Here is a 26,477-nt window from a genome sequence, read left to right as displayed (position 1 = left end):
TCCTCTATCTTTTTACACATAAATATAATCTGTCATAACCGGCTGCATTCCGTTTTCCTGGATCATATGATAGATTTCATCCACGGTTCTTCCGTCATCAATCTCGAACTGCTCGTCTCCTTTTTCCTCGCCTGTATGACCGCCGATTCCTACATTCACGCCTGCTGAAATTTTTGTAGCTGCAATTTGAACGATGTTATCACGGAATCTTGCACATTCCCTGCTGGAAATAGTAATGCTGGCAAATGGCATAAAAATTCTGTAGGCGCAGATAATCTGAAGAAGCTGCGGCTCATGTACATCCTTTGGATTGATCTTATCATTGTTGATGATCGGACGAAGTCTCGGACATGAAAATGCGATTTCCGCATGCGGATATTTCCTCTGCAGAAGATATGCGTGCATTCCCGTTGCAAGAGCGTCTTTGCGGAAATCATCCAGTCCCAGAAGCGCCGCAAAACCTACGCCGCGGATTCCTCCCATAATGGCACGTTCCTGGGCATTGAAACGATATGGGAAAATTCTTTTTCTTCCTCCCAGGTGAAGCGTTTTGTATTTTTCTGAATTATAGGTTTCCTGAAAGACTGTGACAAAGTCCGCTCCGCATTCATGAAGATATGCGTAGTCTTTGGAATCCATCGGGTAGACCTCCAGGCCTACTACTTTAAAATATTTTCTTGCAATTTTGCATGCCTCTCCGATATATTTTACATCTGACATATTCGGACTTTCTCCAGTCAGGATCAGAATTTCCTCCAGGCCGCTGTCCGCAATGGTTTTCATCTCTTTTTCGATTTCTTCTGCGCTGAGTTTCGCCCTTTTAATCTTATTGTGGCAGTTAAATCCGCAGTAAATACAATAGTTTTCACAGTAATTAGCAATATAAAGCGGAGTAAAGATCATAACGGAATTGCCGAAATGCTTCCTTGTCTCCATCTGGGCTTTCCTTGCGATTTCCTCCAGAAACGGCATGGCTGCCGGTGAAAGAAGCGCTTTGAAATTCTCAACAGAACAAGTATCCGCATTCAGCGCCGCTCTTACATCCGCCTCTGTGTACTGATCCGGATCAAAGGCGTTCATTTCCGCAATCACCTGATCCATGATATCGGAATCAATTGCTTCCATATCGTCTGTGTATTTCATATGATCTGTATGTTCGTCAATTCTTACGCTCATGCTGTCCTCCTAATCCTGTAAAAATCCTGTCAGTGGTGAAGATGCGCTGCCGCCTTTTTCAATGACTCTTCCCATTCCGGCCAGATAAGCGCTTCTTCCTGCCTCGATGGCTTTCTTGAAGGCCTCAGCCATTGCCGGGATATCTCCTGCTGTAGCGATCGCCGTATTTGCCATAACCGCTGCCGCTCCCATTTCCATGGCTTCACATGCCTGAGACGGCTTTCCGATTCCTGCATCTACAATAATCGGAAGATCGATCTCATCGATCAGAATCTGAATAAACTCTTTGGTGCAGATTCCTTTGTTGGAACCAATCGGTGATCCCAGCGGCATAATGGAAGCTGCTCCCGCATTGACCAGATCTCTTGCTGCGTTCAGATCCGGATACATATACGGCATGACAACAAACCCTTCTTTTGCAAGAATTTCTGTTGCTTTAATGGTTTCATAATTGTCCGGAAGCAGATATTTGGAATCGTGGATGACTTCAATCTTAATAAAATCACCGCATCCCACTTCCCTGGCAAGGCGGGCGATTCTGACTGCTTCTTCTGCATTTCTCGCGCCTGAAGTATTTGGGAGCAGTGTAATGCCCTCTGGTATGTAATCCATGATATTGGCTGCGTCTTTTGTGTTGGTTCTTCTTAGAGCCAGAGTGATTATCTGTGCTCCCGCATTTTCTATGGCTGCCTTAATCAGATCCACAGAGTATTTTCCGGATCCCAGAATAAATCTGGAATCAAATTCATGTCCGCCGATTACTAATTTGTCCTGTTTCATAGTTTGTCTCCTTTGATTTGCTGTAACTTAGTGTCCGTTTTTCTCTGTAATGCCGGAAGATATCAGCCTCCTCCTACAAAAGTAACAATTTCCAGCGTATCGCTGTCTGTAACGATGACCTTTTCATATTCACTTTTCGGAATAATTTCACCGTTTCTTTCCACTGCGATCCTGTTCTTCTGATAGCCCTCTCTTTTCAGAAAAACATCCAGATAAACCGGCTCCAGCAGCGTCTGTTTTTCACCGTTTATAATCATCCGGGAACCTCCTTTTCGTTTTTCGTGTATCCGCGTCCTTTCGTCTGCCCGTATCTTTTTCCTTTATTATAATATACAAAAAAGGTCCATGAAGAAACCCACACCCGAGGTGGTGTGCCCCTTCATGGACCTGATACGTTCAGATTCACTCTGTTTATATTTTTATCATAACTGCGTATTTTTGTCAATATCACTATCTTGCTATTTTAAAACAAAATCCTGTCCTGTCAAACAAATTTTATCTCTTTTTTATATTGCCTCACTCATGTTCTGCACGGAATAAAAAACCTTTCCATCTCTTTCATATTTTATTAACACCGCTTCTTCGTTCTTTATCTCACAATATGCAATCAGCATCTCCGGAATATGGATTTCCCCGTTCTGTATCCTGGTCTCATACGCAGCCGCCATCAGATGCCTCTGCAAAACTCTGATACGTTTTTCATCCACGGCTTTTTCCTTTAAGAAAAATAATTTCATTTTCTCCCACTGCTGTGGTGAATACAGATTAATTCCTTTTTCAAGTCCCTTTCCTATAATCCATACATCGGAAACTTCTGATAACCCTTCTGCCCAGGACTCAGGAAATTTTATATACCAAGCATTATCTTCATGTTTTCTGACCTGTACACAGGTTTTCTTTACAATATTCTTTTCTTCATCTAATTTATACATATTTCCTCCTTTGTCTCATTCCATAGTCCTGTTAAAACGTCTGTTCTTATATTATAATATAAGAGATGAAATAAGCAAATACGAGGTGAGAAATCTATGAGATTATTTATTGCGATTCCCCTTTCCGATCAAATGAAAAAAGCATTGATTCACTGTATGCACGATTTGAAGAAACAGGGCGTTTCAGGAAATTATGTCCCGGCGCAAAATCTTCATATGACACTTGCTTTTATCGGAGAATACGATGATCCTCAGAAGGTAAAATCCGTGATCGACAGCATTCCTCTGCCAAAATTCAGACTCAGTCTGTCAGATAAAGGAACTTTTGGGAATATTTTATGGGCCGGCATCAAAGGGAATCAGAAGCTGAAAACTTATGCAAAAGAACTGCAGTCTGCCCTGACAGCCAGTGGAATCCCCTGCGGCCGGAAAAAATTTGTTCCTCATATAACATTAATCCGGAAGGTTTACGCAAAGAAACCCTATCAGATCCATATGCCCAAAGCAGACATGACCGTAGAAAAGGTGGCTCTGATGAAATCAGAACGGCGGAATGGGAAAATGGTATATACACAACTTTAAGCCTTCCGCCGTATGATTCCTTTCAACATTATTCCAAATTGGCATGTCGGAGATACATCTGTTCCGATGTTTGATTTAATCTGCCCATTAATTCTAACACCAGCGCATCATATACTAAAAATGAAAGCTGTTCAAACAGACTCCCCATTGGCTGGATTGATTTTTTTAAACCAGCCTCTTGTTTGGAATCTCCGGGAAGCAGAATAAGAAAATCTGCCATCTTCGCCAAAACAGAATCTTTATTTCCTGTTATTACTGCAAGAAGGACATTCGCCTTTTTAGCTTTTTGTGCTATCACCGTCAAAGCTTCTGTTTCCCCGGATCCGGATCCTATGATCAACAAATCTCCATCTTCTGTATGAGGAGTACTGGTTTCCCCAATCACGTAAGCTGCTAATCCCAAATGCACCATTCTGTTCGCCAGTCCCTGTATCGCTATTCCTGATCTCCCTTTCCCCATCACAAAGATTTGTCTGCTGCTGCAGATTTGATTCGCCAAATCCACCATTTGTTTTTCTGAAACTTGTTCTGCCTGTTCTGTCAATTCCTTCAAAATCAATCTTAAATGATTTGTTATTTTCATTTAGCTTCACCTGCCATCCTTAATCTCCACAGCTGTTCTTCTATTTTTCCGTCAAAGATAAAACGTCCTGATACAATAAGATCAGCACCGGCTTTTCTGCAAAAACTAATATTTTCTTCGTTGATACTTCCGTCAGCTTCTATAAGATAGCGATATCCTTTATTTTTTCTGATTTCATTAAGAATCTCTATTTTCTTAGTGACACTGTTTATAAAAGTTTCTCCTGCCATTCCCGGATTTGATGTCATGCACAAAATTAAATCTGCAAATGGAAGAATCTCTTCTATCATAGAAATCGGAGTACCAGGATTTAATGCAACTCCAGCTTTTCTTCCTGCTCCTTGAATTTTTTGCATAACCTTATAAATATGTGCCGTTGCTTCTGCATGAACTGTAATAATATCAGCCCCAGCTTCTATAATTGCAGGAATTTTCTCTTCGGGCTTTTCCACCATCATATGGCAATCCAAAACCAAGTCCGTTTCTTTCTTTAAATCTCTTACGGTGTTTGCGCCAAAAGACATCACCGGTACAAAATGTCCATCCGCGATATCAATATGAAGATGTGTAATATTTCCTTTTTTCAACTGATCTAATTGTTCTTTTATTCGATATGTATTAGCATTTAACAACGATGGATTGATTATCATAGAACCACCTGCTCTCCCATTATCATAACTTGAATTGTTCGGTCTCGTTCCCTGAGCTGATCCCAGTCAACGAAATACACTTTTCCAAGGGAGCCCATCTGGATTTTTTTATCTTTTACGATGAATGTTAATGAAGGACTCCCAAAAATGGAAGATCGAATATGCGCGTCCGTATTTAACATCGTCCATTTTTCCGATGGATATTCTTTTGTACCCAGGCTCAGACCAAATTTTATATGTTCAGGCCCCGGACTATGATATTGATTCTCTGTTTTCATCGTTGGCGCAATTTTCTCCATTGCTTCGTTAATATCCACCTGCAGATATTCATCGCCCCAAAAATTTCTGTCATGCATACACTCATCAAAATAAAGAGAACATGTTGTATGTGCACTGGTAATTACAATACACCCGTTTGTTATACTTGATTCTTCTATTTTCTTCTTTATTTCATCTGTAATATCGTGATATGAAGGACGCCCTTTTATGGAATGCATTGAAATCTCATTAAAATAAACTGCCATACTGCCACCTTACAATCCAAGTCTTTCTTTTAACTCTGCATATACATTGTCTATACCCATTCCGTTTAGAAGCGGAAGCCCCTGTATCACCTTATTCTTTATAGAATCCGGTACAATTGTTGTTGAAATAACCGCATCATAATCATCGATTCGATTTAATTCATCTGCAATTTTAGATTGATAAATCTTAACATCGTTTTCATATCCCTCTTTCTTAAGCCATTCTGTCACCTTAGCGACTGCTATGGTTGATGTCGCATGTCCTGCTCCGCATACAATTAATAATTTTTTCATAATAGACCTCCAATCAATAATTTTAGGCTGCTTCCTGATTTCTAACCTTATTTACATAAATCAACAGCCCAATTACAACAACTCCGATAATTATTAATCCAATATTTCCCAGCAAATCCGCTGCTGCCGTAAATAATGCCGTTGGCCACAGCCCGCAAAGTACTGATGTTACAAGTCCACTTGTTCCGACATCATACTGAGCAATCTCAAATACTTTTGTGATCATTGGTGCAAGCCATGTAGACAAATATAATAAAGACACCATGTAAATACTGCATCCAATAATGGATCTGACAACATTTCCTTTAAAAACAGGAATCATAAGACATATTCCAAAAGCGTAAAATGCCAAATCTCCAAACGGAAGGGTCTGATTTCCAGGTAAAATCACAGCCAATGCCAAAGATATCGGCACCATTAACAAATTTGTACTCATAACGGTTGGATGTCCTACAGTCAATGCTGCGTCCATACCGATATTTACACTTCTGCCGCCTAACTTTTTATTTGTAAATTCTTTTGCTGCCTCCGCTATCGGCATTAAGCCCTCCATAAACATCGCAACCATTTTCGGCATGATTTTCATAACTGCCCCTGTTGCCATTCCCAGCTGCGCGGCTTTTGCAAAATCATATTTAGCTAAAATTCCCACAACAATTCCTATAATAATTCCTACAACAACGGTATCTCCGAAAAACCCAAATTTCTTCGCAATGGTTTCTGAATCCGCATCAATTTTATTAAATCCTGGAATACGATCAAAAATCCAATTCAGAGGAACTGCAATTAATGCACCTGATAAAGCCATCATATGTGTAATCGCAATACCAGGATATCCAAAAAATTCACTTACTTTCTTCTGGAATAAATCTGCTAACAGCCACTGTAACATAATGGCTACCAGACATCCTAAAATTCCAGTTACATAGCTGCCTGTCACTGCCTGTGTCATCAGCCCTAAAAAGCAAGGAAACCAAAAATTCCAAATATCTACGTTTAAGGTTTTTGTCCACCCAAGAATAACAAAAATCAAATTAACAATCAGAGACAAAGGAATCAATATGATTCCAAGTGTTGTTGAGAATGCCAGCGGACCGCCTACTCCACAGCCTATGTCCATAATATTTAATGAAAATCCATATTGTTCTCCCATTACCTGAATCGCTGTCCCCAGATTGTCAGATAATAATTCAATTACCAAATTCAATCCTATGCTTCCAATTCCCACTGTGAATCCGGAAATTGCAGCTTTTGCAGGTTTCACTCCAAAGATAATTCCTAAAATAAATATAATAATCGGTAAAAATACTGTTGAACCTAAATTAATAAACCATTGTAATGCATCTAACATATTCTATTCTCTCTTTCTTGTGTGTACTGTTATTCGATTCCTGAAGCGTTTAAAATCTCCATAAATTCATCTTCTGTACTACATTTTTTCAGCTGCTCTGTTTTTTCCTTATTCTGAAATAATGCTACAAGATTTTGCAGCGTTCCCGCCTGTTCATGCGGCTGTTTCATCGCAAGCATAAAAATCAGCTCAACGGGAATCTTATGGTTTTTATCTACCATATCCTCAAACTCAATGGGTTCTTCCAAAGACATAAAACAAATCTGAGATTTATTTACCCTTTCTGAATCTGTATGGGGAAGTGCAAACCCTGTACCGTTCACATACAAACCAGTGGGATATTCTTTTTCTCTGTTTGTTATCCCATCATAATAACTTTCCTTCACACAGCCTGCTTCTAACATTTTGTCCGCCATTATGCGAAACAGCTGTTCTTTTGTTTCCAGCTTTTGATGAAATATACATAACCTTTGATCAAAATACATTTGATTCTACCTCCTGGATTTACTGATGAAATACATCTAAAATCTGTTCTTTGGTTTCAAACTGCACAAATGCATCTACATACTCCTTCTTACTGATCAGCTGATACAATTCATTGATCACACCACGAATTTGATCCATATCTTTATCAGGAAAGGCTGTCATAATAATCAGGGAGACATTAATTCCGCTCCAATCAATTGGTGTTTGAAGTGTAAAAAATATAATTTTCGCTTCTTTTACCGTCTTTGGATCTGCATGAGGCAATGCCGCCCCTGTATCGACACAGGTACTTCCCATTTTTTCACGTTGATACACTGAATCCCTAAATCCATCATAGACAAGTTGCTTTTTTTCCAAGATGTCGATCATACAATCCAGACATTCCTGCTTGTCTCTAACATCCTGCTTTAAAAAAATAAAATCTGGATCTAAATACTGTTTTAGTATCGGCACATGAATCACATATTTTTCTTTATTATCTGAATTGTTGCCTGGCAAAAGCACCTGTCTCGTATAAGCGTCCAGTATTTTTGTATAATCTTCTTTTGTCAGCAATGGATTCACTTTAACATAAGGAACCTCTGTTTCCTCTAAATCAATAGGAGAAATAATCAAGTCTACATTTTTCAAATCCGTCTCCTGCAGTCTTTTCAAATTCATTACAACAATATTATCTTTTGCCGGAAGAATTTGTTTTACTCTTCTTAAAATCAGCTGAGAAGAACTGACTCCGTATGTGCAGACTACGATAATATTTCCTACATCCTCAAATTTATCAAGTGCAAGTTGAAAATGCAGTAAGATAAATGAAACTTCATCCTCAGTCAAAATCACATTATATCTGGACTCAATTTCTGCCAGCGCGTACCATATAGTTGTAAATAATTCCGGATACTCTTCCTTGATGGTTTCCAGTATTGGATTGACTACATGAATATTTTTCTTAAGCCGAAGAATCATAGGCGGCAGATGCTGCAGCAGCGCATCATACAAACGACTATCCTGCGTTAAGTCAATTCCCTGAATTTCACTCATTTTCTGAATAACAATCCGAACAGTCTCACCATAGTCCGGGTCCGTCTTCTTTGTATGACTTGTTACTCTATGAGCAAAAAGCTGACGGCACAAGTATTCTATATCATCCGTGTTATAATGAAGATGCAGCTGTTTTTTCAGCCATTCCGCCATACTGTTTGCCACAACATATGTTTCCATATATTGAATGTTATTATAGGAAATTGTTCCTTCCTTCTCTATATGGAATCCACATTCCAGTCTGGAAGCCTGAATGATCAGAGTTACCAGCAGAGATTCCAGATAATATTCCGACAATGTGTCTGTCAATTCACTATAATCATCCAAAACAAGATTGGATATTGCTTCTACAATTTTTTGTGCAAACAATTGATTCAGCTGTCCAATAAATTCTGTAAAAGTACCTTCCTTCTGCCCGGCCAGCAAAAAATTTCTAAGGGCATTCTGGATCCTGATTTCCTTTTCTTTCATAAAAAATCCTTGTTCGCCCACTTCCAATTTCACCATATCTTCATTTCCATCTTGAATCAGCTTATTGATTTCAGCGATATCCTGATATAGTGATGTTTTACTGACCATAAATTCTTGTGATACTGATTCCAATGTAATCTTTTCACAATCAACTAAAACTTTCTGCATAATCCATAATCTGCGGTATTCCGGTGAATACTTCACTTCATAATTGAATTCTTCCTCACGTATTTCCCGAATCATTTGTCGGATATTTTCTTTCGTTCCCTCCAGTCGTATCCCTATCCTCGGAACCCGGATAAGATCAATTGAATATTTTTCTGCTTCACTCTGAAGGTAAGTAATATCGGAATAAATAGTTTTTGTTGAAACCTTAAGTAACTTACTAAAGAAAGAAGCGGGTTTGTATTCCCTTTGCCTTGACAAAAGTTTTAATAATTCGATTTGTCGACGAATCAAATCAATCACCCCTACCTGTTAATTAACTGTTCTCTTTCTGTCTCTAGAATACCATTCTGCCTGTAAAACATGCAATTACATTAGCTTCCATATTAATCTGGAAATGATTCTGAAAAGCTTCATGCGTGACAGTAGCTGTTGATAATCCTCAATTCGTATGGTGATGCTTTTGAATTTTCCGGATCATACAATTTTTAGCAAAAAGCAAAAAAAGAGCAGAACATCCGGATTTTTTCAGATCCTTATGTTCTGCTCTCTGTTATTGTTCCATGATTATTTGTTCAAACGTGCCAGCTGTTCCTCTACCTGACTTAACATCTGCTGATATTTAGCAAGTTTATCTTTTTCTTCCTGTACTTTCGCAGCAGGAGCTTTGCTCACAAAGCGCTCGTTTCCAAGCATTCCCTCGCATCGTTTGATTTCTCCATGGAGACGTTTTTCTTCTTTGGTCAGACGCTCTTTTTCCTTCTCGATATCTACCAGTTCCGCAAACGGCATATAAATAACTGCATCTGGAATAACGGCAGATACTGCATCCTCTTCAATGCCTGTCTGATCGCTCTGAATGATAACTTCGCTTGCATATCCGAGTGTGCTGAAAAATACTTTGCCCTGCTCGAAGATATCTCTTACTTCCCGGCTTTCTGATACAACATATACCTGGGCCTTTTTCTTCGGAGATACGTTCATTTCCGCACGGATGTTTCGGATTCCGCGGACTGCTTCTTTGATTGTCTCTACTGCTTTTTCATCTTCCTTAAAGTTCCACTCTTCTTTGAATTCCGGCCATTTTGCCAGCATGATGGACTCTTCATCTGTCAGATTGCAGTAAATTTCTTCTGTGATAAACGGCATATACGGATGAAGAAGCTTTAATGCTTCCGTAAGAACCGTATTCAGCGTCCACAGAGCTGCTGCTTTGGTAGTGTCATCATCATTGTACAGACGAGGTTTTACCATCTCGATATACCAGTCACAGAATTCTTCCCACAGGAAGTCATTTAACTTCTGTACGGCAATTCCAAGCTCATATTTTTCCATGTTGTCTGTAACGTCTTTCGCCAGTGTATTGACTTTGGATAAGATCCATTTATCTGCGCTGGTCAGGTCATCCAGTGTCACATGGTCAAATTCTGCCTGTTCCATATTCATCATGATGAATCGTGAAGCATTCCATACCTTGTTGGCGAAATTACGGCTTGCCTCTACACGCTCCATGTAGAAACGCATGTCATTTCCAGGTGCATTTCCTGTTACCAGAGTAAATCTAAGCGCATCTGCTCCATACTGATCGATCACTTCAAGAGGATCAATTCCGTTTCCAAGGGACTTGCTCATCTTGCGTCCCTGGTCATCTCTTACCAGCCCATGGATCAGGACTGTATTGAACGGGCATTTTCCTGTATGCTCATATCCTGAGAATACCATACGAACAACCCAGAAGAAAATAATATCATATCCTGTTACCAGTGTGTTGGTCGGATAGAAATAATCCATCTCCGGCGTTTTTTCCGGCCATCCAAGTGTTGAGAACGGCCAGAGAGCGGAGCTGAACCATGTATCCAGGGTATCCTCATCCTGGGTCAGATGTCTGCATCCGCATTTCGGGCATACTTCCGGCATCTCTTCCGCTACGACGATTTCTCCGCATTCGTCACAGTAATAAGCCGGGATTCTGTGTCCCCACCACAGCTGTCTGGAAATACACCAGTCGCGGATATTTTCCAGCCAGTGAAGATATGTTTTTGTATAGCGTTCCGGAACGAATTTCAGATCGCCGTTCTTCACTGCTTCGATTGCAGGTTTTGCAAGCTCATCCATCTTAACAAACCACTGCGGTTTGATCATTGGCTCGATCGTTGTTCCGCATCGGTCATGAGTTCCAACGTTATGTTCATGATCTTTGATCTTTACCAGATATCCCTGTTCTTCCAGGTCTTTTACGATGGCCTTTCTTGCCTCATAGCGGTCCATTCCCTCGTATTTACCGCCATTTTCATTAATCGTTGCATCATCGTTTAAGATATTGATTTCTTCCAGATTATGACGTTTTCCAACTTCAAAGTCATTCGGATCGTGAGCCGGTGTAATCTTAACGGCTCCGGTTCCAAATTCACGGTCTACATATTCATCTGCTACAACCGGAATCTGGCGGCCGCAAAGCGGAAGTTCCAGCATCTTTCCAACCAGATGAGTATAACGTTCATCTTCAGGGTGAACTGCAACCGCTGTATCACCCAGCATTGTCTCCGGACGTGTGGTCGCGATTTCCACATACTCATCACTTCCAACTACCGGATATTTGATATGCCAGAAATGTCCTGCCTGATCTTCATATTCTACTTCCGCATCGGAAATGGATGTCTGGCAGACCGGACACCAGTTGATGATTCTGGATCCTCTGTAAATGTATCCTTTGTTGTAAAGGTCGATAAATACCTTCTGAACGGCTTTGGAACAGCCTTCGTCCATGGTGAAACGCTCTCTGTCCCAGTCACATGCAGAGCCCAGTTTCTTTAACTGGCTTACGATCGTTCCGCCGTACTCCTCTTTCCACTTCCATGCACGTTCCAGAAATTTCTCTCTTCCAAGATCTTCTTTCTCAATTCCTTCTTTTTTCAGAGCATCGATGATCTTTACTTCTGTAGCAATGCTGGCGTGGTCCGTTCCTGGCTGCCACAAAGTATTATAACCCTGCATCTTCTTAAACCGGATCAGAATATCCTGCAGTGTCTCATCCAGCGCATGTCCCATATGAAGTTTTCCCGTAATGTTTGGAGGCGGGATTACGATAGTATAAGGTTTCTTGGTTTCATCTACTTCCGCGTGGAAGTATTTGTTATCCAGCCATTTCTGGTACAGGCGGTCTTCAATCTCGCCCGGATTATAAGTTTTTTCTAATTCTTTTTTCATGCTGCTAACTCCTATCTGAAATATCTATTTTATTTTTTTGTTTGTCCGCTTCTCTTTCATGCCGGGTCAGCGCCTGCTGACATTCATTCAGCCGGTGCTCCAGCCTCTCGCGGCATACAATCCGCTTCGGCAGATCAAACAATGCTTTCGGGTAATACAGCCATGCTCTGGCCTTCTTTAAATGATATTTTTCCAATACATGGACCAGATTTTCTGCATTTTCCGTAAGATCTTCACAGAATTTCAATCTGGAAGAAATTTTAGTACAAAATTCAAATAAATTCCACTGTTCTTCTGAAATATAGCAGAATAACACCTCAAATTTTTCATAATAAAGCTTAAGATCACTGGCAATATCCTGATAATCAGACTCCAGCCGCATCCGGGAACTGGTCTTGTGACCGCTCATCATGCGATAAAGCCTCTCTGTTTCCAATGCTTTCTTCTGTATCTGATACAAAATGATCAGGAACAGAAGGACAACGATCACAACTGCAGCTGCCTGCCATAGAAATCTTATGATCGGAAATTCAAAATATACAACTGCAGCTGCTGCCAGAATCAGGGCCGCAATGGCCATGACCATAAACGATCTGAAAATCACCTGCTTGTTTTTTCGTTCTTTCTCAGCTGTCTGAATTTTCCCATACAGTTCCTGTTCCTCTTTCGTAACAATATCCAGTTCCTTTTCCAGCTGTTTCTTTTCTCCTTCCAGAGACTGTATCTTCTGCAGCCCTGTCATCAGTTCTTTTTCTCTCTCCCACAAAGGAAAGAATTCCTCATCACTGACCCGTCCGCCGGATATATCATAAAAGTTTCTGGCAAATGCCCGGTTATACAGCCGGGCTGCTTCCTCCACTTCTTTTGCTTCTTCATCTCCCAAATGTTCTATTGTCTCAAGATCTTCTTCTCTTGCCAGGATGCCTGCGATTTCATCTTCATATAAAGTTACAAACCGTTGTTCCAAAAGCACTTCTTTTGTATTCTCAAGATCTTCAGATAATCTCTTTTTTGTATTCATCTTTCCACTTCTCCAGTACTGCTTTTGTCAATCTTCTTGTTATCACGTCATCCGCTTTCTTCCTATGGTAATCTATTTTCTTCAATTTGACAAACTCTTCTTGATTTTCTATTTCTTCCTCCCTCTGCTTTATATTATCATAAATTGTCCTGCACCGCTCCTCTGAAAAGGAAATTTTCTCACCATCTTTTATAAATGAGCTATAATCTCCCTGGAGATACGATACCATAAAATAGGCTTCCTGTACCTCTCTTCTTTCCTTGATTGCCAGCGCTTTCCGAAAAGATTCCTTTGCCTCATCGAAACAAAACATCCTGCTCTGGCACAGCCCCAGATGATACAGAATCTCGATTCTCTCCCTTGCCTGAAACTGTCCCACAGCATCTTTTAACGCCTGATATCCTTTCATCGCGCTCAAATACTGATGATGTTCCAGATACATGTCTGCCAGCATTTTCTGTTTCTTGGCCATAGAATATAAATAGGTCGTCCGCAGCCGCTGCTGGAACTGCTGCTTTTCATCTGCGGTAAAAAAATTTCTGAAATTGATGATTTCCTTGATCTGCTGGACTGCATCTTCGTTTTCCAGAGAAATGCCCAGTTCTTCTTTCATATACGATTTCATACGGAAGTCAATTCCTTCCATCAGGAAAAAGATCATATACTGATCCAGAAGATAGCATAACTCTTCATAGCTGGAAAAAGATCTGTGGATCTTTTCAATCCGGTAAGGATATGACGCTTCCTGCGTTTCACAAAGTACGATCTTACTCATGAGATTCCCCCCTTTCCAGCCGAATCACCTGCTGCCATACCTGATGGCTGGACGGTCTTATGCTTCCGAATCCTTCATCGGTTACTTTAATTTTGCACCGGCCCGGAGAAAGATATTCTCCCCGCATCTTCAGCTTATAGACAATATCTCTGCTCTTCTTCAGCCCTGTCAGCGGCATGCAGACGGAAGCCATCTTTCTTCCTTCTTTGCTTCTGAATTCAAATATGATCTTTGTAATTCCGGATACAAAGATTTCAATCTCTCCTTTTGCCTCAAACCACGGCTTTCCTTCCGGAAGCAGAGGATAAAACACATCTCTTCCATGATGATGAAGTACCAGCCCAATCTGGCATAAGGTCATCTGATCTGTGATGATACGGGCATCCTGCTTTTCGGATCCTGTCTCTTTTCCTGCCAGATATGCCGCTCCCTGCGCAAAAAGATGTTTTCCCATAAAAACTCTTCTTCCCCGGCACAAAATTCTTGTGGACTGCTGAAACCACTGTCCGTCAAATCCTTCTCCGCACAGATAAACAGAGGCCGTCACCCCCCGGGACAGGGTGTTCTTTATGATTTCCGAAAAAGCCTGGTCTTTTTCTCCTCTGGTCCTGGCTTTTTCCATCTGCCTGGTCATATCCTGTTTTTCTACGACTGTCTTTCCGGACTGTTCTTTTACTTCATAATAGACAAATCTGGCGCCGTCATAATCGTAGACCGCTGTTTTTCCGCGTTTCAGGTCGTTGTTCTGAATTTTAACCAGCCCAAGGACTGCCTCTTCTTTCGTATAAAGCTTTACAACACCTTCTCCTTCCAGCCGTTCACTGAGTTCCTCTGCTTCTTTTATCTCCATTGGAGTCAGCTGGTCCATTACGATGCCGAATGATCCCTTATGTTCCTTGTCCTGATCCAAAATCTCTGTTATGTAATCTGCCCATGAACCCTTGTACTGTACCGGCTCCTCTTCTGTAATCCTCTGCCCGTCCATCCGGCAGATATAAACTTTGCCGTTTTCGAAGTGTAATCCTGTCTGCATTTTTTAATCCCCTGTCATCGGTTTGATAAAGTTTACCATGCTTTTTTTAATCTGATACTGTTCCATTGATGTTATGATTCCATCTCTGTACTTTTCCCTTGTCATCTCGTTCAGCTCATAAAACCGGCTTCCTTTACTTTGTTCAATGTGCCGGATAAACCGGATATCTTTTCTCCTCCGTGTTTCTTCTCCCGGGGCAGCGATAAAATAGTCATTCAGCTCATCCGCAAATATCACAGCGGATGTCACATAATATCCCGGGAACAGTTCTTTCATCGTCAGTTCTTTCCATTGTTTTCCTCTTGCATAGGCATAATGGAATACCATCTGCAGACCTTCCGGAGCCTGATATTCGATGAACGTCTCTCCATACAAATATTTGGGAAGATCCAGATAATCCACAAATTCAAACAGTACCGGAAAAATATCCCCTGTCTGGAGCTGCATATCTCTGATCTTCTCGATCCGCCTTCTTTGTTTTTCTCCTAATTCTTTTCCTTTGTAATATCCAAGATACAGGCCCTGATATACCCAGTCTTTTTTGCCTGCATCGATCTTTCGTCCTACCTGTTCATAGAAAAGTTCAGGCAGTTCATTGTGGCTGCGGCAGGCATAATCTACATATTCCACCAGGACGGAATCCGTCAGTTCCTGATTTGGCTCACCCTCTGTCAGGTACTGGTCAAATACCGGGAATTCCGTTCCATCGATTCCTTCCTGAATGCATGTCCTGAGCACTTCTTCCACGAAAGAATTCTCATACATATCCATTTCTTTTCCTGCTTCCCACAGCTTTAACATCTGTTCCCGTTTTCCTTTAAAATATGTCTGGAGGTATTCTATGATCTCTCTGTTGTACTGCCCATGTTCGAAGGCACGGCTGCACATGCCGATCAGCATATCGGACCGCTGCGCATTCAGTGCATTCAGTGCGTAGACTGTCACCTTTTTCAGCAGATCCGGTTTCAGGAAATGATAGCCATACTGCTGTATGCCTTTTAAAGCTTCTTCATACAGACCTCCTGCGATAAAATATTCGATCATATGGATTCGATTCTTTGGAGGGAGTTTCTTCCAGTCCACATACTGCAGAGCCTTTTTCAGCTCCTCTTTCTTCTCATTTTTCCAGTAGTAATCCAGAACTTTTTCAAAAATCTCCTGTCTGCATCCTTCTTCCAGAGAACCACATTCTACAGCCGCAAGAACCTCCGGAAAATCCTGTTCGGAAAGCTTTGTTTTTCTCAGAAATTCTTTACTCTTGTAAAGCAGATAGTGTTCGTTGGTTCCGCTGCATCTTTGACAGTATGTCCGGATCTGCTCCCTGGTCCAGATCTGGTTCAGCTGATAGGTCACTGATCCCACATACCGATTCTCCTCCTGATCAAAAAATACAAGCAGCGCGCTGGAATCCAGAATCTCAACATATTCTGTTCTCCCCTTCATTGATTTGATATCCGGCTGACGCTTCTGCTTCTGAAATACCGCCACTTTTTTCAAAAATGCCTGATCGCAGACCAGTTCCTGATAAAATAAAACATTTCCAAGATCATCTGCTGTCTCCTCTTTCTCCAGCAGCTCCTCAAAATAGTAATGATAGAGCAGAGAAAGATGCTGATTGAGGCGTCCTTCTTTCAATTCCTCTGCCAGGAACGGAAAAATAATCTCTTCATAATTCTGAAAAATCCTCTGGTATCTTCTCCTGTTGCTTATGACATTTGCATAGAGGTAGCTCTGCTCATACCGGCTCAGTGTGTTGCTGTAGGAAAAATAGATCAGAATCTCTTCCGGAAGCACAGGATACTGATCCTCCGGAATCGTACGGAGAAACGCCTCCTGCAGTCCGATCAGCTGAATTCCTTCTTCCAGTGCCTTTTCATAATATGGATGACAGTCTGCCTCCATACAATTCCCCTGAATCAAAAGCGCGCAGATTCCCTGCAGCACCTCTGTCATCGGATATTCTTCATAAATACATACAAGAAGCCATAACAGTTCTTCTGAAAATGTTTTTTCCCTGGAAATCAGAAAACAGACTCTCTGAATCAGTTTATCGCTTAAAAGTTCTTCTTTTGCGGCAAATTCCAGAACATCCAGTTCAAAAGGCTCCAGCCGGTGCAGAAGTTCCGGCGTCTCTCCAAAGAGGCAGCATGCTTCAAACTGCAGCAGAGGAGACCGATCCCCTCTCTGATAAACTTCTTTCATCTTTTCAATCTGAATCCTGGCGTCATAAGCGATATCCTTATCCAGATTGATCAAAAACCAGAGCAGAAAACCATTATCCGGATGTTCCTTAAACAGCTGACGGATCTCATTGACGGCCTGCTGGATTGTCTCTTCCTTTCTGTCATAGAGCGCGTTCAGATAAGCATAGTATCCTTTCAGACTTTCACCGGCGTCTTCAAGAAATGACCGTACATCATTCAGCCGGCTCTTCATATCTTTCTCACCGGAAAGAATCCCAAGATGCAGTCTTGCCAGCTGATACGCTTTGCTATGATTCAGTCCTGCCGGCATCTGGTTTAAAATCTGATACTCTCTCTTGATAAATTCATCCTGCTCAATTCTGCCTGTACAGAAATCCACATATGCCTGGAACATTTTCTTCTGCTTGGACTGTTCCTGCTTTATTTTTTCTTCTACATTCTCTTCATAGGTAACTTCAATGTCAATCACATCATGCACGGTCTCAAAAATCACATGACAGACACTTCCATCCTGAGGGATCGCCTCCAGATATACTGGAAGATGGAAAAAGCCATCCTCGAAATCCCCGCTGCTGAAAGTTTCATTTTCCACCGAAAGAAACTCGCCCCGGATGCTGACTCTTCCTTCTATGTGTCCCCATCCTTCCCGCTTTACCGTGATCTTCAGCGGGTCATCCAGATTCCACTGAAAAATCTGATATTTGCTCTTGGCAGCCGTCAGTCTCACCGGCTCTTTCTGTTTTGCCGTAATCAGAAATTCTTCCAGAATCTGTTCCCGGTTGCGCCCCATCAGCAGCTGATGATATACATTTTGATATTCCGGGTATTGTCCCAGATATTTTTCTTTAAATGATTCTGAAAAAAAGAGGGCCTTGGCTCTGTTCTTATCTTCCTTCAGCATTTCTGTAAAGGTTTGTAACTGTTCTGACATAATCCGTCTTTCGCTCCTTGCCAATCAAATACATTGCTCGTATAATATAATAGATCTCAATTAAATTTTATTATACCAAATTTCGACACAATAGAAAAGAAGGTTTGTTATCATGGAAAAAAAACAGGCATTTCACGGAAGTGATTTAGAAAAAATAGAAAAAATTTATGGAATCAAAAAAGAAGACATCATCCCCTTTGGCGGAAACGTAAATCCTCTGGGGATTTCACCTCTTTTAAAGCAGAGCATGGCCGAACACCTGGACTCTGTCTGCGAATATCCGGACAGAGATTATAAAGAGCTGAGGGACTCCCTGAGCTATTATCTTGGAATTCCGGCCGCCAATATCATCCCGGGGAACGGAGCAACTGAGCTGATCGGCCTCACATTTCAGGTCCTGTGCCCGAAAAATGCTCTGCTGCTGGCTCCCACCTACTCAGAATATACACGGGAAATTTCTCTGGCAGGCGGTTCCTACAAAGAATACTTTCTGAAAGAAGAGAATGATTTTCATCTGGATCTGGAAGACCTGAAAAATCATCTTACCAAAGATGTAGATCTGTTTGCTTTCTGCAATCCCAATAATCCTACTTCCAGTGCTCTGGATACCGGTGAAATCCGTGAGATTCTGGAACACTGCCGCAGACAGGGAATTTTTGTTATGATCGATGAGACCTATGTGGAATTTGCGCCGGACATCCAAAAAATCTCCGCAGTTCCCCTTGTCCCGGATTATGACAACCTTATGATCCTCCGTGGAACATCCAAGTTTTTCGCGGTTCCCGGCCTTCGTCTCGGTTACGGCCTCTGTTCCAATTCCCGTTTTCTCGAGGAACTCAGCCGGATCAAAAATCCGTGGACGATCAATACTCTGGCCGCAGTATCCGGCGGCGTTATGTTTCAGGATGAGTCTTATATCCAGCGCACCAGATCCTTAATCTCAGAAGAGCGGAAGCGTTGTCTTGATATTCTGTCTCAATGTCCTCAATATAAAACGTATCCGGCTTTTGCGAATTTTCTTCTGGTTCGTCTAATGGACGGCACAACATCTTTTGAGATGTTTGAAAAATGCATTCGAAAGAACCTGATGATCCGGGACTGCAGCAGCTTTGAGGGGCTGCAGGGTGAATACATCCGGTTCTGTATTCAGACAAAAGAAGCCAATGACCGTCTCCTGAAAATATTGACAGAGCAATAAACAGATTGTATCTGCAGACAGAATTCCATTTTACCTGTATTTGGGACAAAAAAATAAAAAGCTTTCTTTTTGGAAACCGGCTCTTCCAGGCCTTTCCGCTAAAGAAAGCTTTTTTGATTTTCTATTTTGCTGCGATAACTTCAATCTCAATCAGCGCGCCTTTTGGAAGGGCTCCCGCTTCTACACAGGATCTCGCTGGTTTGCTGTCATTAAAATAAGTTTCGTAGATTTCATTTACAACTCCGAAATCGCTGACGTCATCTAAAAATACCGTTGTCTTGATCACGTCACTCAGAGTCAGACCTGCCGCCTTTAAGACAGCCTTCAGATTCTCAAGCACCTGTTTTGTCTGTGCTTCGATTCCTTCCGCCAGTTCCTGGGTATTCGGATCCAGACCGATCTGACCTGATGTAAATACAAAATTTCCTGCCTCTACCGCATGGCAGTACGGCCCTACTGCTGCAGGTGCATTTTCTGCATTGATTATCTTCTTTTCCATGATTTCACCTTCTGTCTGATATTTTCCTTTTTAAGGCAAATGCCTTACTCGATCCAGCCAATGGATGGGTAATAACGGAACCAGGCCTTGCCCAGAATTTCATCCCTTCTGACATAATGCGTCTGCCAGTCTCTGGCGTCATTGGAATTATTCCGGTTATCTCCCATAACGAAATATCCGTCTTTCGGCACTGTGTAAGGCCCAAAATCCTCTACCGGCTCTTCCTTGATATACGGCTCGTCCAGCGGGGTTGTGCTGTTGTTGATGTATACCTTTCCGTCTCTTACTTCCACTGTCTCTCCCGGAAGCGCAATGACTCTTTTGATAAACCATTCCTCTTCGTTGTCCGGATATTCAAAGATGATAATATCTCCCCGTTCCGGATCGTTAAACCAGTAAGCGGTTCTAAGAGCAATCAGTTTATCGCCTGTCATAATCGTATTCTCCATGGACCCACTTGGAATATTTGCGTTAATGATCACAAAGTTTGTAATCACTTCCGTCAGTCCAATGGTAATGATAATGCAAAGAATCCAGCTGAATACCTCTCTCTTCCAGGATCTTTCTTTCTTTGCCTTTTTGCTCATGATTCCTAGTCCTCAAAACCGCGGTAAATAATCTCATGTCTTCCCGGTCCGTTGGAAATCAAAGTAATCGGATAACCTATCTTTTCCTCGATAAACTCAACATATTTGCGGCAGTTCTCCGGAAGATCTTCATATTTTGTAATACCGCGGATATCACATTTCCATCCTGGCAGAACTTCCAAGACCGGTTTTGCCTTCTCTAACTTATTCGTTGTCGGGAAATCTGTTGTGACTTCACCGTCAATTTCATATCCTACACATACCGGAATCTCATCCAGATATCCCAGTACATCCAATACTGTAAACGCAACATCAGTTGTTCCCTGCAGGCGGCATCCATACTTCGTTGCCACAACGTCAAACCATCCCATTCTTCTTGGACGTCCTGTTGTCGCTCCGAATTCTCCGCCGTCTCCGCCTCGTTTCCTGAGCTCATCTGCTTCATCTCCGAAAATCTCACTTACAAACGCTCCTGCTCCTACTGCGCTGGAATATGCTTTTACAACCGTTACGATCTTTTTGATCTCATATGGAGGGATTCCCGCTCCGATTGCGCCGTATCCTGCTAAAGTAGATGAGGATGTTACCATCGGATAAATTCCGTGATCCGGATCCTTCAGAGAACCAAGCTGACCTTCCAGAAGAATCTCTTTTCCTTCTTTCAGAGCCTGATTCAGGAACAATGAAACATCACACACATATGGCTCTACCATTTTTCTGTATTCCATCAGCGTCTGGAAGAGTTCTTCTTCATCCAGAAGCGGTTTGTGATATAAATGTTCCAAAAGCACATTCTTTGTCTCACACACTTTATGGATCTTATGTTTTAATGACTCTTCATCAAACAATTCACTGACCTGAAATCCGATCTTTGCATATTTGTCAGAATAAAACGGCGCGATTCCGGATTTTGTGGATCCGAAAGATTCTTTTCCAAGCCGCTCTTCTTCATACTGATCAAACAGTACATGATACGGCATTACCATCTGCGCTCTGTCTGACACAAGGATCTTTGGTCTCGGAACTCCCTGTGATACAATGCTTTCAATTTCTTCAAATAATACGGGAATATTTAACGCTACTCCATTTCCAATGACGCTGGTCGTATGGTTATAGAATACTCCAGATGGCAGGGTATGCAGAGCGAATTTACCATAATCATTGATGATGGTATGTCCTGCGTTTGCCCCTCCCTGGAAACGAACGATGATATCAGATGTTTCACCCAGCATATCTGTAATCTTTCCTTTACCTTCGTCTCCCCAATTGGCTCCAACAATTGCTTTTACCATATGTGTATCCTCCTAAATTCAATTTCCTGTGGCTTGCATGCTGTCCCTTCTGACAGAATGACAGCATTTTCATTCTATATTGTTTTATGCACTCTGTCAAGGCAGTGTGCCAAAATGCCCCTTATTTTTCCTAAAAGTTGCCTAATATTTTGAAATCTTTTGTCTCTTCCCGAATGCCTGCCAGAGCATTTCGAATAGCCGGATCATTCAGGTTTCCAATCACATCAATGTAAAATCCATATTCCCACTGACGTCCCGGAAGAGGTCTGGATTCAATGTTGCACATATTGACGTCATTAAACATAAAATGCATCAGGATATTGTACAAAGATCCGACTTCATGCGGCGCGCTGAAACTGATGCTGACTTTTCGGGCGTCTGTTCTGTACTGCTTTTTCTTTGACATGATCACAAAACGCGTCGTATTATTTCCTTCATAGTTTACTTCTCTCTGCAGGATCTTAAGACCATAAAGCTTCGCGGCTCTTTTGCTGCAGATTGCCGCTTTTGACGGGTCTTTGTCATCTGCCACTTTTTTAGCGCTGATGGCTGTATTGGCAACTTTTACCTGGTCCCAGTCCCACTGATCCAGGAATTTTTTGCACTGCAGAAGTCCCTGATGATGGGAATAAACCTTTTTGATCTGGTCTAAGCTGGAATCCGGAAGCCCTGCAAGAACATGATGGCACTCAACTGTTTCCTCTCCTACAATGCAGATATCATAATCCAGGATCATATCATAGATCCCGCTGACCGTTCCGGCGGATGTATTCTCAATTGGAAGGACTCCATAATCGGCTTCTCCGGCATCCAGTGTTTTGACTACATCTTTAAATTCAGGCACAGAAAAATTCTTTACATCTTCTCCGAAATATTTTACCATAGCCTCTTCCTGATAAGCTCCCGGAATTCCCTGATATACCACCTTTGTATCTTCGTTGATGTCCAGATGATCTACCTCCACAAAATTTTTCTGAATATAGTGATCCTCTCTGGACAGGATACTGTACTGGTATCTTCTGCTGATAGACATCAGCTGCAGAAAAATCTCTTCTGTAGCTTTTTTCATAAAAGGATTTTCTTCTCCTTTTGTCAGCACTTCGATCTTTTGTTTTTCTCTTTCAGGATCGTAAATTGCCTTTCCCGTTCCTCGTTTATTTTCTGCCACTTCCGCCGAGCATTTCATTCTCTGCGAAAACAGCTTTACCAGTTTATCATCAATTTCATCAATTTCCTGTCGTATTTGTGTTAACTCTCTCATTTGTTCCTCAATTCCTTTTCCAATGTCTCTTTTAACTGGGTCACTGTTTTTTGAAGCAGTGGATGCATCAGATAAGGCGCAATCTCTTCCAGCGGTTCCAGGACAAACATCCTCTTGTGCATCTCTTTATGCGGAATTGTAAGTTCTCTCTCATTTACAATCCGGTCATCATACATAAGGATGTCCAGATCCAGGGTTCTCGGCCCCCAGTGAATGGTTCTCTTCCGTCCTGCCTGTTTCTCCAGATCCATCAGGAAATCCAGAAGTTCCATTGGTTCTTTCAGTGTGTCAATGGCAATGCAGCCATTCAGAAAATCTTCCTGCTCCACTCCGCCGTAAGGTTTTGTCTCGATCAGACTGGAAACATGAACCACCCTGGTATCTTCCTGAGCTTCAATCCTGTCAATGGCTCTGCTGATATATTCCATCCTGTCTCCCATATTGGAGCCAACACCAATATATGCCCTGTGCCATCCTCTGGAAATTTTGACTGCCACGCTATCCAGCGGAATCCCGATCGGCGCCCACGGTTTTTTTACCTGAATCTCGAGTTTTTTCACAAGAGGGAATTCCAGAAGAAGAGTTTTTGCCAGTGTCTCTGCGACTCTCTCAATTAAATCGAACGTATTGTTTTCCATGATTTCCGCAATTCTGTGACACACTTTTCCGTAATCCACTGAAAAATCAATGCAGTCACTGATGCCTGCCCGTTTGGTGTCCGTATCAAGAACCGCGGATACGAGAAATTTCTGTCCCAGCACCTTCTCTTCTTTGTAGACTCCGTGGTTGCTGTAGATTTCCAAGTTTCGAATGATAATCTGATCTGCCATATGACCACTCTCCTTTTACATCGCACAGATTGCTTCTATCATATCCAGCGCCCTTTTATTTTCTTTTATATCGTGGACTCTGAAAAAACGGCATCCTTTCATATATCCGCATACTGTTGTGGCAACAGTTCCCTCGACTCTCTGGTCTGACGGAAGGTCTAATGTCAGACCGATCATGGATTTTCTGGAAGTTCCCAGCAGAACCGGCACTCCCCATTGTCCCATGATTTCCAGATGATTCATCAGCATCAGATTCTGCTCCAGACTCTTTGCAAATCCAATGCCCGGATCCAGCATGATCTTCTCTTTTTTCATTCCTGCCTGCAAAGCCAGATCCATTGTCTCCTGCAGATCATCCGCCACATCTTTCAGATAGTCCTTGTACTCCGTATCTTTTCGGTTATGCATCAGACACGCTGCAATATCCGCGTCAGCCAGCACTTCTGCCATGGTTCCATCCCATTTCAGTCCCCAGATATCATTGATCAGATCGGCTCCCGCAGCAATTCCTGCTTTGGCCACCCCTGATTTGTAAGTATCCAGTGAAACCGGAACATCGAATTCCTTCTTTACTGCCTCAATGACCGGAGCTGTTCTCTCGATTTCTTCCTGATCTGAAATCAAAGTATATCCCGGTCTTGTGGATTCTCCGCCTACATCAATGATATCCGCTCCCTGTTCGATCATCTCCCGGGCATGACGCAGCGCCGCATCCAGATTGTTGTATTTTCCTCCGTCAGAAAATGAATCCGGCGTTACGTTGAGAATCCCCATAATATATCCATGCTGTTCTGTCTGAAAATCTCTGTTCCCTATTCTCATATATGGTCTCCTAATATCTGTATCTGTTGTTTTTTTTGTCTTCCGGCCAATAGCATTCCTTCTTTGCACTGCAGTGGATGCAGTCCCTCGACAGTTTATCCGCGTCATAAAAAATATCGGAAAAACTCTCCGGATCACTTTGTCCTTCTCTTCGATGTCCCCTGATCGTATCTGTGATCAGAGAAATCTCCCACGGCTCATATCCGCATTCCGGCAGGATCTCTTCTGCAAGATCCGCGCCGGCTTCTTCATGAGATTTTCCTTTCTCATATTCTTCCATCCTTCCGAGATCATGAAGGAAAGCAGTTCCATAGATAATATCTTTGGAAATCTCCAGTTTCTTTTCCAGAACGATAATGTAACAGATTCTTGCCACAGCTAGAAAATGCTCCATATCATGACAGCAGAAACGTCTGTCCCGCTCCTTTTTTTTCAATCTCTGATATTCTCTTTGAAATATTTTGTTTTGGATTATTTTCTGGTATCGTTCCACATTTCTTTCCCCTGTAATTCCTTCTGAAAAGACAAAGTTCCGAAAATTACGATCACATCGTCTTTCCCGGCTTTCTCCTTTACTTCTTCCAGACAGGAAGCCAGCCGTTTTCTTATATATACTGTTTCACAGTATTTTTCCGCTGCCTCTCCAAGCTTCCTGCTGGAAAGCGCCCGCGGATTATCCGGCGCCACTGTGTAAATACAGTCAGCGATTCCCGCCGTCTCCTCCAGCATCTGCTCATATTCCTTATCTGCCAGTACACCCATTATATAAATTATTCTCTTGTTTGTAAAATTATTTCGAAGAAATTCTGCCAGACATCTGGCTCCGTCCGGATTATGGGCGCCGTCACAGAAAATCTCCGGATCTTCTGACAGCAGTTCCAGGCGTCCTCTCCATACAGTATTCCTGAATCCTTCTTCTGTCTGAAACTCACTGATGCAGTAATAATTTTTAATGATCTCCAGCACTTCCAAAGCAGTCGCTGCATTGTATATCTGATGGGTCCCCAGAAGCGGGATCTCAATTTTTTCATACCACCGTCCATGACTGCTTCGGTAAGAAAAACTTTGTCCTTTCAGCGACTGGGATAAAATACGGATTCCGGCAGTATTCACAAAGTCAAGGCGGCAGTGTTTTGCTTCTGCCGCGGCCTTGATCACTTCATTGGCTTCCTGATCATTATCATAAGAGACGACAGGACATCCTTCTTTTATGATTCCCGCCTTTTCTCCCGCAATTTCAGTGATCGTATTCCCAAGATACTGCATATGATCATATCCGATCGAAGCAATCACCGTACAGACCGGCCGTGAAACAATATTAGTAGCATCCAGTCTTCCGCCCATTCCTGTTTCCAGCAGCACTGCGTCCACTTTTTTGTCACGGAAATACAAAAAACTCAAGGCTGTCTCAATCTCAAACATGGTCGGATGATCCATCCCGTCCTTTACCATACCGTCTGCTTCCTTTTTTACCTGTTCCACATAATAGCACAGATCTTCTTTGGATATATTTTCTTCATTGATCCGAAACCGTTCCTCATAGGAAAAAGAAGCCGGGGAAACATATCGTCCTGCCCGGTATCCGCTTTCCCGAAATACGGAAGCCAGAAAAGCAAGGATCGATCCCTTGCCGTTGGTTCCCGCAATGTGTACGATCCTCAGCTGCTCCTGAGGATTTCCCAGCCGTCTAAGCAGTTCCCGGATACTGTCCAGTCCAAGTACAGTTCCAAACTTATTGGTGTTTTGTATGAAATTCATCGCTTCGTCATAAGTCATATCCGGTTCTCC

The 26,477-nt window shown here is 42.1% G+C and carries 26 protein-coding genes; 2 read left to right on the top strand and 24 right to left on the bottom strand.

Annotated features, from left to right (window positions below):
* Positions 1 to 12 precede the first annotated feature (12 nt).
* The 4 genes from thiH to JMF81_RS03270 form a co-directional block, all read right to left on the bottom strand.
* Entirely contained in the window at positions 13 to 1,176 is a 1,164-nt protein-coding gene (gene thiH, locus JMF81_RS03285) for a 2-iminoacetate synthase ThiH (RefSeq protein WP_201310046.1), read from the bottom strand.
* 9 nt (positions 1,177 to 1,185) lie between these two features.
* On the bottom strand, positions 1,186 to 1,956 hold the full coding sequence (locus JMF81_RS03280) for a thiazole synthase (RefSeq protein ID WP_201310045.1): 771 nt from the start codon (positions 1,954 to 1,956) through the stop codon (positions 1,186 to 1,188).
* Positions 1,957 to 2,018: 62 nt separating this feature from the next.
* Complete coding sequence (gene thiS / locus JMF81_RS03275; protein WP_201310044.1) at positions 2,019 to 2,213, bottom strand: sulfur carrier protein ThiS; 195 nt, start codon at positions 2,211 to 2,213, stop codon at positions 2,019 to 2,021.
* A 249-nt stretch (positions 2,214 to 2,462) separates the two neighbouring features.
* The gene (locus JMF81_RS03270; RefSeq protein WP_201310043.1) at positions 2,463 to 2,888 is read right to left on the bottom strand and encodes a hypothetical protein; all 426 of its coding nucleotides are present in this window, start codon (positions 2,886 to 2,888) and stop codon (positions 2,463 to 2,465) included.
* Positions 2,889 to 2,984: 96 nt separating this feature from the next.
* On the opposite strand from JMF81_RS03270, the gene thpR reads away from it, so the two are divergent.
* A complete protein-coding gene (thpR, locus tag JMF81_RS03265) occupies positions 2,985 to 3,470 on the top strand; it encodes an RNA 2',3'-cyclic phosphodiesterase (RefSeq protein WP_201310042.1) in 486 nt (161 codons plus the stop codon).
* Between the two features lie 28 nt (positions 3,471 to 3,498).
* Here the strand turns inward: thpR and hxlB are convergent, their stop codons facing one another.
* From hxlB to JMF81_RS03205, 12 genes are all read right to left on the bottom strand, one after another.
* The gene (gene hxlB, locus JMF81_RS03260) at positions 3,499 to 4,053 is read right to left on the bottom strand and encodes a 6-phospho-3-hexuloisomerase (protein ID WP_201310041.1); all 555 of its coding nucleotides are present in this window, start codon (positions 4,051 to 4,053) and stop codon (positions 3,499 to 3,501) included.
* Positions 4,050 to 4,703, bottom strand: a complete 654-nt coding sequence (locus JMF81_RS03255) for a ribulose-phosphate 3-epimerase (RefSeq protein ID WP_201310040.1) — start codon at positions 4,701 to 4,703, stop codon at positions 4,050 to 4,052. Before JMF81_RS03255 ends, hxlB begins: the two co-directional genes overlap by 4 nt.
* Positions 4,700 to 5,227, bottom strand: coding sequence for a YjbQ family protein (locus JMF81_RS03250; RefSeq protein ID WP_201310039.1), 528 nt, complete (start codon positions 5,225 to 5,227; stop codon positions 4,700 to 4,702). The genes JMF81_RS03255 and JMF81_RS03250 overlap by 4 nt, the downstream gene beginning before the upstream one ends.
* A 9-nt stretch (positions 5,228 to 5,236) precedes the next feature.
* Positions 5,237 to 5,521, bottom strand: coding sequence for a PTS sugar transporter subunit IIB (locus JMF81_RS03245; RefSeq protein WP_201310038.1), 285 nt, complete (start codon positions 5,519 to 5,521; stop codon positions 5,237 to 5,239).
* A gap of 22 nt (positions 5,522 to 5,543) precedes the next feature.
* Positions 5,544 to 6,872, bottom strand: coding sequence for a PTS galactitol transporter subunit IIC (locus tag JMF81_RS03240; protein ID WP_201310037.1), 1,329 nt, complete (start codon positions 6,870 to 6,872; stop codon positions 5,544 to 5,546).
* Between the two features lie 29 nt (positions 6,873 to 6,901).
* A complete protein-coding gene (locus JMF81_RS03235; RefSeq protein ID WP_201310036.1) occupies positions 6,902 to 7,357 on the bottom strand; it encodes a PTS sugar transporter subunit IIA in 456 nt (151 codons plus the stop codon).
* A 19-nt stretch (positions 7,358 to 7,376) separates the two neighbouring features.
* The gene (locus tag JMF81_RS03230; RefSeq protein WP_201310035.1) at positions 7,377 to 9,332 is read right to left on the bottom strand and encodes a BglG family transcription antiterminator; all 1,956 of its coding nucleotides are present in this window, start codon (positions 9,330 to 9,332) and stop codon (positions 7,377 to 7,379) included.
* Between the two features lie 264 nt (positions 9,333 to 9,596).
* Entirely contained in the window at positions 9,597 to 12,236 is a 2,640-nt protein-coding gene (locus JMF81_RS03225) for a valine--tRNA ligase (protein WP_201310034.1), read from the bottom strand.
* A 4-nt stretch (positions 12,237 to 12,240) separates the two neighbouring features.
* Entirely contained in the window at positions 12,241 to 13,257 is a 1,017-nt protein-coding gene (locus JMF81_RS03220) for a hypothetical protein (RefSeq protein WP_201310033.1), read from the bottom strand.
* Positions 13,232 to 14,032, bottom strand: coding sequence for a hypothetical protein (locus JMF81_RS03215; RefSeq protein WP_201310032.1), 801 nt, complete (start codon positions 14,030 to 14,032; stop codon positions 13,232 to 13,234). The genes JMF81_RS03220 and JMF81_RS03215 overlap by 26 nt, the downstream gene beginning before the upstream one ends.
* Positions 14,025 to 15,065: a DUF5716 family protein gene (locus JMF81_RS03210; protein ID WP_201310031.1), complete on the bottom strand. Its 1,041-nt coding sequence runs from the start codon at positions 15,063 to 15,065 to the stop codon at positions 14,025 to 14,027. Before JMF81_RS03210 ends, JMF81_RS03215 begins: the two co-directional genes overlap by 8 nt.
* 3 nt (positions 15,066 to 15,068) lie before the next feature.
* Complete coding sequence (locus tag JMF81_RS03205) at positions 15,069 to 18,200, bottom strand: DUF5717 family protein (RefSeq protein WP_201310030.1); 3,132 nt, start codon at positions 18,198 to 18,200, stop codon at positions 15,069 to 15,071.
* 109 nt (positions 18,201 to 18,309) lie between these two features.
* On the opposite strand from JMF81_RS03205, the gene JMF81_RS03200 reads away from it, so the two are divergent.
* Positions 18,310 to 19,398, top strand: a complete 1,089-nt coding sequence (locus JMF81_RS03200; RefSeq protein WP_201310066.1) for a pyridoxal phosphate-dependent aminotransferase — start codon at positions 18,310 to 18,312, stop codon at positions 19,396 to 19,398.
* A 121-nt stretch (positions 19,399 to 19,519) separates the two neighbouring features.
* On the opposite strand, the gene JMF81_RS03195 is transcribed toward JMF81_RS03200, so the two are convergent.
* The 8 genes from JMF81_RS03195 to JMF81_RS03160 all read right to left on the bottom strand — a co-directional run bounded on the left by JMF81_RS03195 (position 19,520) and on the right by JMF81_RS03160 (position 26,465).
* On the bottom strand, positions 19,520 to 19,897 hold the full coding sequence (locus tag JMF81_RS03195; RefSeq protein ID WP_201310029.1) for a RidA family protein: 378 nt from the start codon (positions 19,895 to 19,897) through the stop codon (positions 19,520 to 19,522).
* A gap of 44 nt (positions 19,898 to 19,941) precedes the next feature.
* On the bottom strand, positions 19,942 to 20,484 hold the full coding sequence (lepB, locus tag JMF81_RS03190) for a signal peptidase I (protein WP_201310028.1): 543 nt from the start codon (positions 20,482 to 20,484) through the stop codon (positions 19,942 to 19,944).
* Between the two features lie 5 nt (positions 20,485 to 20,489).
* Positions 20,490 to 21,776 carry an adenylosuccinate synthase gene (locus JMF81_RS03185; protein ID WP_201310027.1) on the bottom strand — a complete coding sequence of 429 codons (1,287 nt, stop codon included), beginning with the start codon at positions 21,774 to 21,776 and terminating at the stop codon, positions 20,490 to 20,492.
* A gap of 130 nt (positions 21,777 to 21,906) precedes the next feature.
* Positions 21,907 to 23,037 carry a chorismate mutase gene (locus tag JMF81_RS03180; protein ID WP_201310026.1) on the bottom strand — a complete coding sequence of 377 codons (1,131 nt, stop codon included), beginning with the start codon at positions 23,035 to 23,037 and terminating at the stop codon, positions 21,907 to 21,909.
* Complete coding sequence (gene folK, locus JMF81_RS03175; RefSeq protein ID WP_201310025.1) at positions 23,034 to 23,867, bottom strand: 2-amino-4-hydroxy-6-hydroxymethyldihydropteridine diphosphokinase; 834 nt, start codon at positions 23,865 to 23,867, stop codon at positions 23,034 to 23,036. The genes JMF81_RS03180 and folK overlap by 4 nt, the downstream gene beginning before the upstream one ends.
* 15 nt (positions 23,868 to 23,882) lie before the next feature.
* Complete coding sequence (gene folP / locus JMF81_RS03170; RefSeq protein WP_201310024.1) at positions 23,883 to 24,689, bottom strand: dihydropteroate synthase; 807 nt, start codon at positions 24,687 to 24,689, stop codon at positions 23,883 to 23,885.
* Positions 24,690 to 24,699: 10 nt separating this feature from the next.
* Positions 24,700 to 25,125 carry an HD domain-containing protein gene (locus JMF81_RS03165; RefSeq protein WP_243282524.1) on the bottom strand — a complete coding sequence of 142 codons (426 nt, stop codon included), beginning with the start codon at positions 25,123 to 25,125 and terminating at the stop codon, positions 24,700 to 24,702.
* Positions 25,126 to 25,160: 35 nt separating this feature from the next.
* A complete protein-coding gene (locus JMF81_RS03160) occupies positions 25,161 to 26,465 on the bottom strand; it encodes a bifunctional folylpolyglutamate synthase/dihydrofolate synthase (protein WP_201310022.1) in 1,305 nt (434 codons plus the stop codon).
* Between the last annotated feature and the right edge of the window lie 12 nt (positions 26,466 to 26,477).

Source organism: Anaerostipes butyraticus, assembly GCF_016586355.1.
Lineage (GTDB): Bacteria > Bacillota > Clostridia > Lachnospirales > Lachnospiraceae > Anaerostipes > Anaerostipes butyraticus.
This window is presented reverse-complemented; position numbering and strand designations above follow the sequence as displayed.